Below are 14,751 nucleotides of genomic sequence, written 5' to 3' on the forward strand. Positions count from 1 at the left end.
CCATCCGCTTTTCGTGGATACTCATTTCCGTGTCGTCCACTTCGACGCCGTCGGTCACAAAGAAGGATGACGGCTCGATGGAGGTGGCGATCGCCTGGACATTACTCTGACCATTTGTTGACTCACCCGCCGCTGAACAATAACTTGCGAACTCGGTCGTTAGGCTTGTCCTCACATGACGGATCAGTCTCTTCAGCGTCGCCTTGCCGCCATCGTCGTTGCCGATGTGGTGGGATATTCACGCCTGATGGAGGCTGATGAAGTCGCAACGCTGGCGAACCTCAGGGAACTCCGTTCTGGCGTTATCGAGCCGGCTGTGATGCGCCACAACGGTCGCATCTTCAAGGTCATGGGCGACGGATTCTTAATCGAATTCGTTAGCGCGGTGGACGCGGTCACAGCAGCGTTGGAAATGCAACGGGCCACCACTGCTGTTGAGGCTTCCGGAGACCGGCGCCTGCTTTTGCGTGTAGGCGTCAATCTGGGAGATGTCATTGACGACGGTTCAGACGTCCTCGGCGACGGCGTCAATGTCGCGGCGCGCCTCGAGACGCAGGCCGCACCGGGAGGTATCTGCATTTCAGCCAAAGTTCACGGCGAGATCGTCGGCAAGATCGGCGACCGGTTCTTTGATGCAGGCGAACGCTACCTAAAGAACCTGACTCGCCCGGTCCACGTGTGGCATTGGCCGGATGCGCTGCAGAGCATATTGCCGCTGCCCGAATGTCCCTCGATCGCTGTATTGCCGTTCACGAATATGAGTGGGGATGAAGCGGACGCGCCTTTCGTCGACGGCTTGACCGAAGACCTGATCACCGACCTTTCCCGTACGGCTGGCCTGTTCGTCATCGCGCGCAATTCCGTGTACGGCTACAAGGGCAAGCCGGTCGACGTAAGGCTGGTCGCCCAGGAGCTCGGCGTCCGCTACGTCCTTGAGGGGAGCGCCAGACGCGCAATGGGCCGTGTCCGCATCAATGCCCAATTGATCGACGCGCTTGGCGGCCAGCACTTGTGGGCCGACCGGTTTGACAGGACGGTGGAAGATGTTTTCGAATTACAGGATGAAGTTAACGCCAAGATTGTTGAAGCCCTCGTCGGCCGGCTGACCATCCCGACGCAGCGCAATCGGCCGAAGAACTTTGAGGCGTACGATCTGTGTGTGCGCGCCCGCCTCCTGACGGAAGAGTCGCCGCAAACTGAGCGTGAGGCCTATATGCTGCTTCAACGCGCGGTTAAGCTCGAGCCATCATATGCCGAGGCGCTCAGTCTGCTCGCCTATAACCGTTGGCTTGCCTGGACTCATTTCGGCGAGCCCGAAGATCCTAACCGTCGGATGGCAGCGACGTTCGCGCAGAAGGCGGTCGACCTAGATCCCAACGATGCCGGCTGCCGTTACGTTCTGGGAACCATTTTGGCTTATGAGCGGCGATGGGAGGAATCGGAGGCCGCCTTCGCCAAGGCCCTGGAGCTGGACCCCAACCACGCCGACACCTGGGCCGCCATGTCGGACATGTCCGTGCTGGACGGCAGGGTTGCCGACGGACTAGCGCAGATCGAAAAAGCTCTGCGGCTCAATCCCTATCCAACCTGCTGGTATCTTTGTCATCTTGGGCAGGCGCAATACGCCGCGCGTGACTATGGGGCGGCAACCGCTACACTCCGCAGGAAGGACACGTATCGTACCAACTCACGCAAATTCCTGGCTGCTTCGCTTGCGCAGTTGGGCCACCGTGAGGAGGCGCGGCGAGAAGCAGAATTGTTCCTGATCGCCCACCCTCATTTCACGATCGGCCATTGGCTCAGCTCCCAGCCGCTGCGCGATGCATCTGTACGAGACCACTTTGTCGACGGCTTCCGAAAGGCTGGCCTGCCGGAGATGTGACAGCTGGTGGGGACAATCCCGACGCGTTCGAGGACTTGATCAACGGATATGCGCTGCGCGAGAACGGCGGTCTGGATCGCAGTGCCAAGCTACTTCAGACCCTCCACAAAACGCGTCAACCAGACCGAGTCTCGCATGAATTTTCCGCTGGACGCATCATGGTGGCGATGAGCCCGTAGCCCAGAATGAAAACAGGATGCTTTGCGAAACATTTAAGCAGCTTCGCCGAGACATGAAGGCGACGACGCTTACTTCCGCTATCGGCGGCGCCGTTACCTTGAAACTAGACAAAATCTGCTTTCCGGCAGGTGCAAGGTCTGCTTCAACGGCCGAAATGGGGGCGCAATGCTGCCGTTCGCAAACTTATGCGTGGAACTCGCCTTAGGGGCGGACAGAATCGTGCTCCCACGAGCCCTGCACGGCTTGTTGCCGTGACGTTCACCTCTTGGGCCAAGAAGATTGCATAATGTATCGGGCCTATCAAAAAAAGACAGCGACGGCTGATTTGACGATGATGCCACCATCCGGACTTCTGCGCATTTGCCGACCGGTAGCAGCGCGGAATCGAGGGAACCCGTGCCCCTGCCGGATGCTCGATATGCGAGGAACGGGGATATCCGGAGAGTTTTCTGGGCCGCTGGTTCTGGCTAATTGGGGGGGCTACGACCCCCCGGCGAATACCTGTTACGCCAAGGAGCAGCCGGCTAATTATGCCCCCGACGGGGTAATCTATTCAAACTGCCTGTATGAGACTCGCTCCCCAACTACGACGCCACGGGCGCTATCCTGACTTTCCAGATCGCGTTGAAATATTGGGCCAGCCGCGTACGTCGACAAGTGATGAGCGCCGAGGCGTTGGCATGCGGGCAAGCCGAGCGTGATCGGCCTACCTGACCGGGCAGTGGCTATCACCGCCGTAGAGACACACATTAGGCTTTACAGGAGATCACCCATGACTGAACCTAGTTTCCTCGCTCAATTATCTTCCACGATCGTCGAAGCCGCCGCTGCGGTGGCGCCGAGCATTGTTGAAATTGCCTCAACCCGTTCGCTCGCTACCGGGTTCGTCTGGCGCGAAGGGCTCATCATCACCGCAGATGAAGCTCTTTCCAACGAAGGTCAGATCCTCATCGAATTCTCGGATGGCACGCAACACACAGCCAGCGTGGTGGGGCGCGATCCGTCGACTGACATCGCGCTGCTTCGCGTCGAGGGAGCCGACGCGCCGTCGGCTGTGCTCGATCAAGTGGTGCCTCGACCTGGTGCACTCGTCGTGGTCGCCGCGGCCGCCGAGAGCGCGCCACTTGTTTCATTCGGCAGCGCGATTGCGGTTGGTCCTGCGTGGCGATCGATGCGCGGCGGGAAAATCGATGCACGTATCGAGCTCGACGTGAGATTGCGACGTCGCGCGGAGGGGGGCTTGGCGATCAGTGCGGAGGGCAATGTCTTTGGAATGGCGGTGCGCGGCCCCCGGGGCCGAACCCTCGTCATCCCCTCTGCAACCGTTGAAGGCGCGGCGGTTCTCCTCCTGGCGCATGGCGAAGTCCCGCGTGGCTATCTCGGCCTCGGGCTCCATCAGGTCGCCGTTACCGGTGGCGGCCAGGGGGCGATGGTCATGAGTGTTGACCCAAATGGACCCGGCGCTATTGGTGGGGTCCTGCAAGGAGACATCATCGTCCACTGGAACGGTGAGGCCGTTCCTTCGGTGAATGCGCTCGTGCGGACCCTTGACCATCAATCGATTGGCAGATCGGTCTCCTTGGGGATCAGGCGTGCGGGCGCTGATGTCGAGGCGGCGGTCACTATCGCGACCCGACCCCGCCGATGAGTGACACTGGCCCTGTTACGATCGCGGTGCGCATCGACGATCCGGTGCTTGCGGAGCGGTTGAGCGAGTTGCTGACGTCAGTCGATTGGGTGCGTCTGGCGCCGGAAGGAGAGATGTGCGAGCTGGTCCTCTCCACGGCGCGGGCCGCCACGGAGGAGGCGGGCCTGACTTCCCGCGAACGCGAAGTCGTGGCGCTTCTCGCAGAAGGCCTTTCGAATAAGGAGATTGCTCGCAAACTCGGCATCTCTGTCGATACAGCGAAATTTCATGTCGGCCGCGTCATCGACAAGCTTGATGCCACCGGCCGCACCGATGCGGTCGCCCACGCCGCGCGGCGCGGCGTGATTCATCTGTGAAGGCGCTTTTATTATGCTCGATACACTTCCAATTGACAGTCATTCTGATGACGGTCATCCGCTGACCATCCCATAGATGCCTATTCGCGCGCTGTTGTGCGTGTCGCGGAAGCCGTAGGCCATCCGTCGTGCGTGTCGGAAATCGACGCGGAGCGGGCTCGCCGTTGCCGGAGACAAGCAAATTAAACATGCGATCAGTTCGGCTGGCATCTCCTTGACCTTGAGGTCATAGAGCGAAATGCCGAACGGCAGGTCGATTTTGTTGTTCGGTCCTTTGGGGGAGTTCACCACCACCTGAGGCGGAATGGTGGGCGCTTCCGCGTGCAGAAGCAGCGACTGCTCCGGTGACAGGAACCAGTCCTTGCCAAACCGGTCATTGCAGAACTCCCAGAAGCTCGTGTACCAGGGGGTGGTGTCCTGCTGCTGTGCCTGCGGGCAGGTCGACGTGAGCCAGCCCTTGATGATATCGCGCAGGAACCCGTTCTGCAGCCGCCGCTCCTGGTGGACGCGGGTCAGCTCATCTGACTTGAATATGCGTCGCCCGCCGTCCTGCAGCTCTTTGAGGACGGCCCGTGATTCTGCGAGTTTTTCATGGGGCTTGGCGATGGCCGTGCCTTTGCAAGTTTTTTCAGTCGTGAAATAACAAGTGAATTCTGCGAAAAACATTAAATTTCGCAATAAAATCATACTTCTAGATATGTTCCCATACTCATTAATGCAGAAGGATCGTCACCCCATGGGCCGAGTTTCTCCGAGGCCTTTCTCAACATAAGAAGTCGCTATTGCATACGATTGTCATTGAACGACAGCACAGCACGCCCGCCAAAATGAGGCAGAGCCGAGATTCGCTATTAAGGATGAACCGCTCACGAAGCCGCTGACCAGCAAGACGCCACAGGTCGCAACAGCGACGAGACCGACGAGCGGACGGTCGATCCGCTCCCCGAGAAAGGGCCAGGCAAGACTGAGGATGAGGATCGGATCGAATGCCCAAAGCAGGGTGGTGACGCTTGCACTTGTCTCGACAAGACCGAGCATAATTAACGTGTACGCCAGCTCGCAGAGCGGTCAGCGTTTCCTAATGGATTGACGGAAACCTGCGTCGCCTCCTCCTCCGTGATCGGATGCCCGCCGAGTCCGCTTTTTTGCTTCTTCTCATTCCACCTTCATCTTCGGTGGATAGCAACCTGACGACGCCGGCAAACAAATTCGCCAGCACCACGCGTTCACCATTTACTTACGATGGAATTACGCGGAAAATTAGCGTCGTGGGAGGAGGCATTCGGCCCTCTCGACTAGCGCGCCCGAACGGCTTCTGCCCCTTTCAAGGGAGGACCAGTTATGAGGCGTATTTTGTTGCACGCGGCAGCATCGGTCGCAGCGCTATCGGTTGGCGTCTCGTATGCATCCGCGCAATCAGGCAGTGTCGAGAAGGCGGTCGGCGGCTACAGTTTCGAGGACGCCGCAAAAGAGGCGCCCGGCACCAAGGATTTCCATTCGGCCGACGGCCACCTCACCTTTGGTATCGTGACGCACACGGCCGGGAACGGCTTTTTCGATCCCGTCTATGTTGGCGCCACGGTGGCCGGCAACATGATCGGTGCCAAGATCCTGCTGCTTGGGTCGGAGTCGCCGGTGGACGATCCGGCCCGCGAGATCGAAATCCTTAATCAGATCGTTCAGGATCCGACGATCGACGGCATCATCATGACGACGCCGCAGATCGGCGCTTACAACGACATCGTAAAGGCAGCCGAAGCAAAGGGCATTCCGGTCGCCACGACGAACTCCTTTGACGGGACGCTGCTCAACCGCAGCAGCATCAGTCATACCGGTCAGGACGCATCCGCGGCCGCGATCGGTGGCGAAGCACTTGCCAAATGCGTGCTCGACAGCGGCAAGACCAGCGGCTCGATCCTGCTGCCGTCCTCGACCGCGATGGGCAATATCGAAGTGAACAATCGGGTGACCTCGGCCTTTAATGCCATCGTCAAGACACTGAAAGACGCCGGAAAGCTTGAAAACTTCAAGGTGGACGCCGGGCCGGAGAATGTCGGCATCGACACGAACCCGAACGATCCCGTGAACGCGCTCGTGTCGCTCTTCGAGTCGCGTGGTGACGTCGTCGGGGCCTTCACTGCAAACAATGTCTTCACGCCGCCCCTCGTCAAGGCAGTCGCGCAAATGGGATGGACCGGCAAGTTCTGCGCCTTCGGCTTCGACCTGGGGCCGGCGCAGCAAGAGGGCATCGCCGCGGGGAACCTTACGGGCTCGTTGGGACAACAGCCGTTCCTGCAAGGCTTCTGGCCGGTCATGCAGCTCTACCTGCAGATCGACCGCGGCATCTCGGCCGCCAATCTCGACACGCGGGCCCAACTGGTGACGAAGGCGACCGTCGCCAATGTCGGCAAGCGCTTCGAGAACTGATTTCGCTCGAGCCGCCTGATACACGGGCGGGAGGGCTGAACGGTCCTGCCGCCCGAACAAGTGCAGAGGTCAACCGGACAAACCCATGGCGCCTGTAGAGATGACATCGCTCGGCCGCGCGCCTCCGCAGCTCGCCGGCGGCTGGGAGGCCGGTCTCCTCCTGTTCCTTGTGCTGCTCTATGTCGGCGGCGTGGTCGCCAATCCGACCTTCTTCGCCTCGACGGGCGCGCTTCACGCCCTACTGCGCGACACCTCTCGCGTGGGGATCATCGCCGTGGGTATGACCTTCGTCATTGTCAACAAGGACCTCGATCTGTCGGTAGGTTCCACCTACGGTATCGTCGCGGTGGTGTTCGCCCGGCTTTTTTCACCGAGCTTTCTCGATCTCGGGATCACGGCCTCGGTCGTTCTTTGTCTGCTACTGGGGATGGCGATCGGGCTGCTCAACGGCGTGCTCGTGACCATCCTGAAGGCGCCGGCATTCATCGCGACGCTGACGATCCTCTTCATCGGCCGCGGTTTCGTGCTGGCGCTCACGCACGGCCAGGCGATTTATTATTCCGGCAAGGCGGGTGAATTTCCGCTCTTCTTCCACCTGGGCGAAATAAATGTCCTCGGCTTCAACAACCAGATCCTCGTCTTCGCTTCCGTTGCCGCGTTCGGAGCCTTTGTGCTTGGCAAGACCCGCTGGGGCTACGAGACACTCGCCACCGGAGGCAACGAACAGGCGGCAGTCTATGCCGGTATTCCCACGCGCTGGGTGCGCATCCGCGCCTACCTCATCTCGTCGCTCTGCGCGACCCTTGCGGCTCTCCTGTCAGCGGCGCAGGATAAGGGCGTAACCCCCCTTTATGGCGTCAGCTGGGAACTCACCGTCATCGCATCCGTGGTCATTGGCGGCGCGTCGATCTTAGGCGGTCGCGGTCGCGTGTTAGGCTCTTGCCTGGGGGCCGCGGTCGTCGTGCTGATCGACAAGGTCTTGCGCGAGGGATGGCCGATCACGCGCATCGTCGTCATCGACGGCGAGAATATTGCGGTCAATGCCAGGTTTACCTTGCCCGCGGGCGCGGTGCTGGTTTTCCTTGGCCTCCTTCTCGTCACTGCCGTGCTGATAGAGCCCTACCTCATCCGCCGCCAGGTCGCGGGCCGCTTCTGGGCGTGGCTGCGTGGCCGCCCGCCGCCACCCGCCTATGAAATGAGCGGCGTGGCGCTGGAGGGCGTCCAGACCAAGGGAGCGATGGCGAGCGACCTGGCGCTGACGGCTAACGGGTTCGGCAAGTTTCTCGCCCGCCGCGACGCGCTTGCCATTATCCTGACCGTTCTGTTGTGGCTGACGGGGCTCGCCCTCAGGCCCGACTATTGGTGGAACCTCTCCAATACGTTCGCGATCCTGCTCAACTACACAGAACTTGCCCTCATCACGGTCGGGCTCACCTATGTCATCGCTGCCGGCGATATTGATCTCTCCGTCGGCGCTGTGCTTGCGCTTTCCGGCAGCACCGCGGCCTATTTCCTGAAGGTGTTAGGCGCTGACCCGATCACCGCCGTGGCGATGGGCCTGCTTGTCGGTATGGCAGCCGGCCTCGTCAACGCCACCGTCACTGTCGGTTTCAAGCTGCCGGCCTTCATCGCTACGCTGGGTATGTTCTACATCGCCCGCGGCCTTGCCGCCTGGTTCGTCGCCGGCCAACAACTGACGGGCTGGCCCGAAAGCTACAACCTGCTCGGCCGCAAGGCGAACGACGTCCTCCTGCATTTCGGCTTGTCGCTGCCGCCTGGCTTTCTTCGGACCGTCGCAGAAGTCGTCAGCGTGCAGACGATCTGGATGTTCTTTGTTGCCCTGATGGCTGGCCTCGTGCTCGCTTACACGCCGTTCGGGCTAAAGGTCCTGTCTACCGGCGGCAATCTGCGTGCCGCGGCTTACGCGGGAATCAACACCCACCGCGTGCGCTTCCTCGCGCTCCTGTTGTCGGCGCTCTGCGCCTCCATGGCTGGGATCATCAACGTCGCCTACTTCCGCAGTTTCAACCCCGTCGCCGGGCAGTTCCGCGAACTGGACGCCATCGCCTCGGTTATCATCGGCGGCGGATCGATTTTCGGCGGTTACGGCACCATCATCGGTTCGCTTGCCGGCGCCGCAGCGATCACGCTCGTACGGGCGCTGCTGCAATTGAATGTCCAGGGGTTCACTATGCCGCAGCACTGGATCAATGTCTTCATCGGCGTCATCCTTATCGTGGCAGTGCTCGTCGACATTTGGGTGCGCCAGGCCAATATCTTCGGACGCATGCGGTCCTATTTGGCGCGACGCGGACAAGCATCGGAGGCCACCCATGCCCGCTGAACCCCAGGGCACACCGATCGTGGAAATGCGGGGCATCGAAAAGGCATTCGGTGCCGTCCAGGCGCTACGCTCGGTCGACCTGGTGCTTTATCCCGGCGAGATCCTCGGTCTCGTCGGCGACAATTCCGCCGGCAAATCGACGCTAATGAAAATCCTGACCGGTGCATATCAGCGCGACGCTGGCGAGATTTTCGTCGCCGGACAGCCGGTGCATTTCAAGAGTCCGCATGAGAGCCGAGACGTCGGTATCGAGATGATCTACCAGGACTTCGCGCTGTGCGGGAACTTGGACGTCGGGCAGAACATTTTTCTGGGTCGCTGGCCGCTCACAGGCCTGTTCGTCAATCGGCGGAAGATGTATGCGGAGGCCGACAAGGTCCTGAAACGGCTCAAGGTCGACGTCAACTCCGTCTATCAGAAGGTCGAAAGCTTGTCGGGTGGCCGCCAGCAATCCGTAGCGATCGCCCGCGCCATCTCGTTCGAGCCGCAGGTCGTAATCCTCGATGAGCCGACCGCCAATCTTTCGGTGATGGCGACCGACCGCCTGCTTGAAACGATGCTGGAATTGAAGAGACAGGGTGTAGCCCAGATTATCATCTCTCATCGGCTGGTCGATATCTTTGCCGTCGGCGATCGCGTGATGGTGCTGAAGCGCGGCCAGTATGTCGGCGACCGCTATATCAAGCACACTGACGAACACGAGATTCTGGAGATCATTGTTTCCGGCACCCGCGAACGGGCACTTACGGCGGAACAGGCAGCGCGTTGACCGGGGACGCGGGATACTAGTTCCGGCGGTGCAGCCGGCATCACAAAATCGGCAATTACATTTCGCGAAGACCGCGTCGGGTAGCCTATCACTCAGCGGGTAATCGCTTCGAACCCGTTCATATGGCGGGATCCCGCCAAAAATAGATGCGTTGCCAGTTATGAGGTCGGTGGTTCAGATCGGTTCAAGGCGATAGATTCGCGGTTGGCTTCGGACATTTTGTTCGCATCGAAATCTGGGCAGCACCCTGAAGTGCACACTCCAATCTCAGTACCGCAGTTAATGCGTCGTGTGGAGCCGCGCTAGGAGAATTGCTTCCATGCTGATTCCCTAAAGGGCAATATCTGCGCCCGCTAGTACAGTGTAGAATACATATGGAAGGTAGGAGTGCCCTCGTTCGGCAAGTCGAGAGGCAAATATGCGCGCCACGAAGCGCCATGTTCTGTCCATTTTGCTGCGTCACAACTTGGAGCTCTCCGAATTGTCTCTCTTTTTGCCTGGATACGTCTTTCAACCAACGTGGCCATCCACGCGGAGGCCCTTGAAGGAGGCATCAGAAATGAGACGAACTGCAAAGATCTTCACAGAGGCGGCTGCCGTCGCCGGCAGCCTGCTGGCGAGTACCGCTACAATGCACGCGCAGGAGACCCGGAAACCCAACATTCTCTTCATCATGGGTGACGACAGCATGTCCCAAGGTCCGCAGACGGCGCAGCGATGAGCGATGTCATCCAAGCAGGCCGTGACGAACCACGCTGGCCTCCGGTGGTGGCGATCCTTGCGGTATTCGTCTTCTTGGAGGTGCTGCCGCATCACGTCTATGCCATGCCGCGATGGATATCGGACGTGGTTCTGGTAGCAGCTATCATTCCAATGGTCCTAGTAACGCTATCGACCGGCAACGCTGTGTGGCTACGGATCGAGCACGTCGCCGTCATGCTGCTTGCCAGCGTCTACGCAGCGAATACGGCGGCGGAACTCGGAGATATGGTCGGGATCATCACCGTGCACCCTCCCGAGACGCGCTCAGTTTCGCTCTTGACGTCGTCATTTACCATTTGGGTCACCAACGTTCTCACCTTCTCGCTACTCTACTGGCAGATCGACGCGGGTGGCCCGTCGCGCATCGCGCGTGGGATGGCGGGAAGACCCGACTGGCTGTTTCCCCAGGCGTCGGCTCCCGAACTAGCGCCGCCAGACTGGCGGCCGCTCTACGTCGATTACCTGTCGTTGGCGTTCAATACGGCGACCGCTTTCAGTCCTACCGACGTGCTGCCACTCACCCGGCGTGCGAAGGGGCTGATGATGCTCGAAAGTGCCATTTCACTGCTGACACTCGTGCTCGTGGCTGCGCGTGCAGTCAATGTCATTCCGTAGCGCCACCACGGCGCCGCGGTCGTCCATTCGTGCCGTACCGATCGAAGGTGCCCGTATGTCAGTCGAACCCGATCAGCTTTCAACGATGATCAATCACGCGGTCGCGCCGGCGTTCATGCTAAATGGCGTGGCGGCGATGGTGGCGGTCCTGGTCAATCGGATTTCCGGCGTAACCGAGCGGATCAGAAACCTCCGCGAGATCGACGACGGTGACGTCGCCCGAGCCCCGCTGAAGAAGGAAATCGGGGAACTGAGGCGGCGTGAACGCCTCTTAATCAGCGCATTGTACCTGGCAGTTCTAGCCGGAAGCGGCGTGACGCTTCTGCTCCTCTTCGGCTTCGTCGTAGCCTTTTTGGGATATCGTCACGAACCGGGCGCCGCCGTACTATTCGTTGCGGCACTTTGCTTCTTGGCGGGGTCGCTCTTCCGATTCCTACAGGACATCCGGCTGTCGCAAGGTGAACACGACGACCGTCAGTTGCGATGATCGCCGAACAGCTCAAGACGCTCGCGCCGCTTAGAAGTGGAAGGACCCCCTATGATCGGGCCCTGCTGGATGAGGTCGAAGACAAACCCCGTCTTTCTCAATGCGCGGTATCCGGCCAGCGCTGGCGGCAAGCATGTTGGGGAGCTTATCCCCGGGTGCGCCCGCCGCCTCGTGTTGAAAGTGGTAAGGACGGAGTCGCATGCCTCTCGACAAGACTGGCCGCGGGTTCGATTCTACTCAAGGCGAGGGATAGGACACATCCGAACCGAGCGGCATTTTGCCGACTTCCCGTCCGTCTCAGGCGGTTGGAGAGTTCGAGTTGCTGCCCATGATCTGAATGCCCAGAAAGCGTCAGGAGCGGATACTTGGCCTGTGCGACCCGAGCGTCTCAATTGGGGCCGATGGCCGACCTTCCGCTGCTGGGACACCCCAAACTCGGAAAGCGGACATCTAAGCTCTTGCCATCGAGGTCTGGGATTGGCCCTTTGCGGACATGATTGGCCCATGGTAGGCCCCTTTCGTCGCCTCACGGGGGCTGCGAGGATTGGAAAATGGAACAAGCGCTTGTAATTATCGACATGCAGATGCTGATGCAGCATCGTCTCGATGCAGGGCGCGATCACGTCCACGGTGATGCTCCGGCCAAGATCGCCGCCTTAGCTGCTGAATTCCGCAGGGCTGGACAAAGGGTGATCCACGTTCGCCACAGCGACCCTGATCCAACATCCCCGATGCACCTTGGTTCACCCGCTCAACAGGTGATGCCTTGCGCAGAAGCGCTCGACGCCGAACCGATTTTCGTCAAGACGACTTCTTCGCCATTTGCTTCCACCGGGATGGAAAAATATCTCCGCGACAATGGCATCGGCACCCTCGTCGTGACGGGCGCAGTTGCAGGTTTTTGCGTCAATACCACAGTTCGAGTTGGATCGGACCTCGGCTTTAGGATGATCGTCATCCGTGATGCCGTCATGGGCTTTGATATGCCGGACGAGCAGCTATCCGCGCGTGCGATTTTCGATGTAACGATAGCCCATCTCAAATCCGACTTTGCGGAAATCATCGATAGCGATGCGATCGTGGCGGCCAGCTAGTCTTATAACCAGCACTTTAAAAGGCTGCGACGCCCTCGATGCAAGTTGTAACGTCGCCACCGACCCAAATCCGATCTTCGACCAGCTCCACATGAACACGTCCTTCCCGTCCAAGGACGGTACCTTGGCTGGCAATGTATGATGAGGAAGCGACGCCGTTACCAATCAACCATTGAGCAATGCCTGCATTTAAGCTGCCGGTTACCGGGTCTTCAAAACCGGCCGCGGTAAAGGCACGCACTTCGAAATCCGCTTCCCGCCCATCCTTTGTTGGATCCCAGGGGGCAACGACACCGACCCGTAATCCGGACAGGATGGCGAAATCCGGACGAAGCGCGAGGACGTCAGCTCTGGAGCGCAGTTGGACAGCGAGCCAGCCAGGGCCATTGTCCACCCAGTTGGCGTCGACGATGTCATCGGATGTCAACCGCAAGCCTTTGAGGACTAGCTTCAGTGTGTCGAGTTCCACAGGGCCTGTTCGGCGCAGTTCGGGGGCTTCGAAAGAAAGTCGTCCATTGTTGCGCCGAACGCGGACTAGTCCCACCTCGCACTCCTGGACAATCTCGCCACTCTTTGGCTTTCCACCAGAAGACAGCCATGTGTGGCAGCTCCCCAAAGTGGGGTGGCCCGCGAAGGGCAACTCAGCAACAGGTGTAAAGATGCGAACGCGGTAGTCGGCATCTGCCGAGTTCGGCTGTAGAAGGAAAGTCGTTTCGCTAAGGTTCGTCCAGCGCGCGAAAGCAGCCATCTCAGATGCGGTTAAAGAATCTGCTCCAATGACAACCGCCAGCGGATTGCCTAGCAAAACTTTGGAGGAAAAGACATCAACCTGCTGGAATGAAAATTTTGTGATTCCGTGTCTCATTGTTGATGTCCTGACTCAATGTGCGCGCTGCAGCGTTTCGGTGCAAATTGGTTCACCGCCCGGTTTGGGGCAGCATTTGTCCCTATACCAAAGCTCGAGTAATCTGGAGAGCAGGCCAGATTGAGGTGCCATTATGGTAGTCATGAAATTGCCCTGTACGTGGCCCGTGTCAAGCTCGACGCGAACGCCAACCACTACGCGTGAAACATACCAAACACGTCTTTTGGCAGATTGTCTCGGCTGTAGGATTGTAGGACTTGCCTCGGCGACCACTATTGGCGCGCAGGAGACATGACGCCGCCGCGGAGCTATGTCCGTTTTCGGGCGCGCGCGATGACGAACTCTACGACCGACATGGGTGCGCAAACCTGCCGTTCACAGCGTGGACGTCGACTTAGGGGCGGACAGAACCGTGCTCCCACGAGCCCGCTACGGCTTGTTGCCGTGATGTCCACGTTTTGGGCTTCCAAAATCGAATAATGTATCGACTGGAATGGGGTCCTTCTGAACCAGGCCTCGGTCGTACGCAAGGTCCGCCATTTCCTGGATAGTCGCCATTTATGAAGCTATGTCGGCGATTCAAGGAAGAGCGAATGTCGCCAACCGTGGGAGACGAGATGGTGCTCGACGTTACGCCTGAGGCAGCCGGCCCCATAGTCGGCGAGCTTGCGGGAGTCGACGGGGAAGGCATATTTAGCGTGAGGGGCGTCCTATAATTGCAATTATGCCCGCCGCGGATGGAGCGGGGTGCGGCGCGAGTACCATCGGTGTTCCGCACCCCGCTTTACTGACCCCGGGGAGGGTTAGCGAACGTAGATCGTCAGCCCGCCGTCAGTCGCCTGTTCAGCGCCGCCAATGTTGTCCATCTCGACGTTCTGCGCCTTCAGCTTTTCAGCCAAGGACTTGTTCGCTTTGACCGCCTCGAGCAGCGCCGCACGTTGTTCCGGCGTGGCATGCTCGACCCACATGCGCGTTTGGTTCTGCTCCGCAAGTGTGCTTACATCGACGACATTGATCTTGTCGCCGCTGTAGCTGCGCACAGTTTGCTCAATCTCTTTGGGCCAGTCCATTGCGGCACCTTGACCGTGCACGATTCCAACGAAGCTCAGGGCGGAGAGGCTGGCAATCATAGAAAAAGTCGCAATACGGTTCATTGTCATGCTCCTTCCTAGGTTTTGCGCTGGTGACCGGAGCGGCAACCAAGCGCGGCTGCTCAAGCAACTCGTCGCAGCTGAGATTACGCGAAACTCCACCGAGCGATATTGTCCTTAGGGGAAGTCGTCTGAACTTGCCGGCCGCTGGTAGGATCGACGGCCACGATA

General features: G+C 59.5%; 14 protein-coding genes. 10 read left to right on the forward strand and 4 right to left on the reverse strand.

From position 1 onward, the window contains the following. Window positions 1-175 precede the first annotated feature (175 nt). From ACTJKE_RS33330 to ACTJKE_RS33340, 3 genes are all read left to right on the forward strand, one after another. Window positions 176-1,882, forward strand: coding sequence for an adenylate/guanylate cyclase domain-containing protein (locus ACTJKE_RS33330; protein WP_440693658.1), 1,707 nt, complete (start codon window positions 176-178; stop codon window positions 1,880-1,882). 952 nt (window positions 1,883-2,834) lie between these two features. After that, the gene (locus tag ACTJKE_RS33335; RefSeq protein ID WP_440693660.1) at window positions 2,835-3,710 is read left to right on the forward strand and encodes a S1C family serine protease; all 876 of its coding nucleotides are present in this window, start codon (window positions 2,835-2,837) and stop codon (window positions 3,708-3,710) included. Continuing rightward, window positions 3,707-4,066, forward strand: coding sequence for a helix-turn-helix domain-containing protein (locus ACTJKE_RS33340; protein ID WP_058328593.1), 360 nt, complete (start codon window positions 3,707-3,709; stop codon window positions 4,064-4,066). The genes ACTJKE_RS33335 and ACTJKE_RS33340 overlap by 4 nt, the downstream gene beginning before the upstream one ends. Before the next feature lie 54 nt (window positions 4,067-4,120). Here the strand turns inward: ACTJKE_RS33340 and ACTJKE_RS33345 are convergent, their stop codons facing one another. After that, window positions 4,121-4,732 (reverse strand): hypothetical protein, encoded by a 612-nt coding sequence (locus ACTJKE_RS33345; RefSeq protein ID WP_440693662.1) that lies wholly within the window; start codon window positions 4,730-4,732, stop codon window positions 4,121-4,123. 129 nt (window positions 4,733-4,861) lie between these two features. After that, on the reverse strand, window positions 4,862-5,122 hold the full coding sequence (locus ACTJKE_RS33350) for an EamA family transporter (RefSeq protein ID WP_440639154.1): 261 nt from the start codon (window positions 5,120-5,122) through the stop codon (window positions 4,862-4,864). A 285-nt stretch (window positions 5,123-5,407) separates the two neighbouring features. Here ACTJKE_RS33350 and ACTJKE_RS33355 point away from each other — a divergent pair, with 285 nt between their 5' ends. The 7 genes from ACTJKE_RS33355 (at window position 5,408) to ACTJKE_RS33385 (ending at window position 12,564) form a co-directional block, all read left to right on the forward strand. Next, complete coding sequence (locus ACTJKE_RS33355; RefSeq protein ID WP_113513412.1) at window positions 5,408-6,493, forward strand: substrate-binding domain-containing protein; 1,086 nt, start codon at window positions 5,408-5,410, stop codon at window positions 6,491-6,493. 85 nt (window positions 6,494-6,578) lie between these two features. Then, a complete protein-coding gene (locus ACTJKE_RS33360; protein ID WP_440693664.1) occupies window positions 6,579-8,837 on the forward strand; it encodes an ABC transporter permease in 2,259 nt (752 codons plus the stop codon). Further along, complete coding sequence (locus ACTJKE_RS33365; protein ID WP_058328594.1) at window positions 8,827-9,606, forward strand: ATP-binding cassette domain-containing protein; 780 nt, start codon at window positions 8,827-8,829, stop codon at window positions 9,604-9,606. The genes ACTJKE_RS33360 and ACTJKE_RS33365 overlap by 11 nt, the downstream gene beginning before the upstream one ends. Before the next feature lie 559 nt (window positions 9,607-10,165). Further along, complete coding sequence (locus ACTJKE_RS33370; protein WP_156414656.1) at window positions 10,166-10,327, forward strand: hypothetical protein; 162 nt, start codon at window positions 10,166-10,168, stop codon at window positions 10,325-10,327. After that, a complete protein-coding gene (locus ACTJKE_RS33375) occupies window positions 10,324-10,983 on the forward strand; it encodes a hypothetical protein (RefSeq protein WP_440693666.1) in 660 nt (219 codons plus the stop codon). The genes ACTJKE_RS33370 and ACTJKE_RS33375 overlap by 4 nt, the downstream gene beginning before the upstream one ends. 85 nt (window positions 10,984-11,068) lie before the next feature. Beyond that, entirely contained in the window at window positions 11,069-11,470 is a 402-nt protein-coding gene (locus tag ACTJKE_RS33380; protein ID WP_245296195.1) for a DUF2721 domain-containing protein, read from the forward strand. 551 nt (window positions 11,471-12,021) lie between these two features. Next, a complete protein-coding gene (locus ACTJKE_RS33385; RefSeq protein ID WP_440661592.1) occupies window positions 12,022-12,564 on the forward strand; it encodes an isochorismatase family protein in 543 nt (180 codons plus the stop codon). 16 nt (window positions 12,565-12,580) lie between these two features. Here ACTJKE_RS33385 and ACTJKE_RS33390 read toward each other — a convergent pair whose 3' ends face one another. Both ACTJKE_RS33390 and ACTJKE_RS33395 read right to left on the reverse strand, forming a co-directional pair. Next, on the reverse strand, window positions 12,581-13,429 hold the full coding sequence (locus ACTJKE_RS33390) for a PhzF family phenazine biosynthesis protein (protein WP_197423500.1): 849 nt from the start codon (window positions 13,427-13,429) through the stop codon (window positions 12,581-12,583). Between the two features lie 803 nt (window positions 13,430-14,232). Continuing rightward, complete coding sequence (locus ACTJKE_RS33395) at window positions 14,233-14,583, reverse strand: hypothetical protein (RefSeq protein WP_058328599.1); 351 nt, start codon at window positions 14,581-14,583, stop codon at window positions 14,233-14,235. Window positions 14,584-14,751 lie beyond the last annotated feature (168 nt).

It is taken from the genome of Ensifer sp. 22521 (genome assembly GCF_052044795.1).
In the GTDB taxonomy this organism is placed as follows: domain Bacteria; phylum Pseudomonadota; class Alphaproteobacteria; order Rhizobiales; family Rhizobiaceae; genus Ensifer.

Bases quoted from the DNA above. Each gene is read 5' to 3' on its own strand.
- ACTJKE_RS33335 (WP_440693660.1), top strand. From the start codon at position 2,835: ATGACTGAACCTAGTTTCCTCGCTCAATTATCTTCCACGATCGTCGAA.
- ACTJKE_RS33370 (WP_156414656.1), top strand. From the start codon at position 10,166: ATGAGACGAACTGCAAAGATCTTCACAGAGGCGGCTGCCGTCGCCGGC.
- ACTJKE_RS33365 (WP_058328594.1), top strand. From the start codon at position 8,827: ATGCCCGCTGAACCCCAGGGCACACCGATCGTGGAAATGCGGGGCATC.
- ACTJKE_RS33375 (WP_440693666.1), top strand. From the start codon at position 10,324: ATGAGCGATGTCATCCAAGCAGGCCGTGACGAACCACGCTGGCCTCCG.
- ACTJKE_RS33395 (WP_058328599.1), bottom strand. From the start codon at position 14,583: ATGAACCGTATTGCGACTTTTTCTATGATTGCCAGCCTCTCCGCCCTG.
- ACTJKE_RS33390 (WP_197423500.1), bottom strand. From the start codon at position 13,429: ATGAGACACGGAATCACAAAATTTTCATTCCAGCAGGTTGATGTCTTT.
- ACTJKE_RS33340 (WP_058328593.1), top strand. From the start codon at position 3,707: ATGAGTGACACTGGCCCTGTTACGATCGCGGTGCGCATCGACGATCCG.
- ACTJKE_RS33385 (WP_440661592.1), top strand. From the start codon at position 12,022: ATGGAACAAGCGCTTGTAATTATCGACATGCAGATGCTGATGCAGCAT.
- ACTJKE_RS33345 (WP_440693662.1), bottom strand. From the start codon at position 4,732: ATGTTTTTCGCAGAATTCACTTGTTATTTCACGACTGAAAAAACTTGC.
- ACTJKE_RS33380 (WP_245296195.1), top strand. From the start codon at position 11,069: ATGATCAATCACGCGGTCGCGCCGGCGTTCATGCTAAATGGCGTGGCG.
- ACTJKE_RS33330 (WP_440693658.1), top strand. From the start codon at position 176: ATGACGGATCAGTCTCTTCAGCGTCGCCTTGCCGCCATCGTCGTTGCC.
- ACTJKE_RS33355 (WP_113513412.1), top strand. From the start codon at position 5,408: ATGAGGCGTATTTTGTTGCACGCGGCAGCATCGGTCGCAGCGCTATCG.
- ACTJKE_RS33360 (WP_440693664.1), top strand. From the start codon at position 6,579: ATGGCGCCTGTAGAGATGACATCGCTCGGCCGCGCGCCTCCGCAGCTC.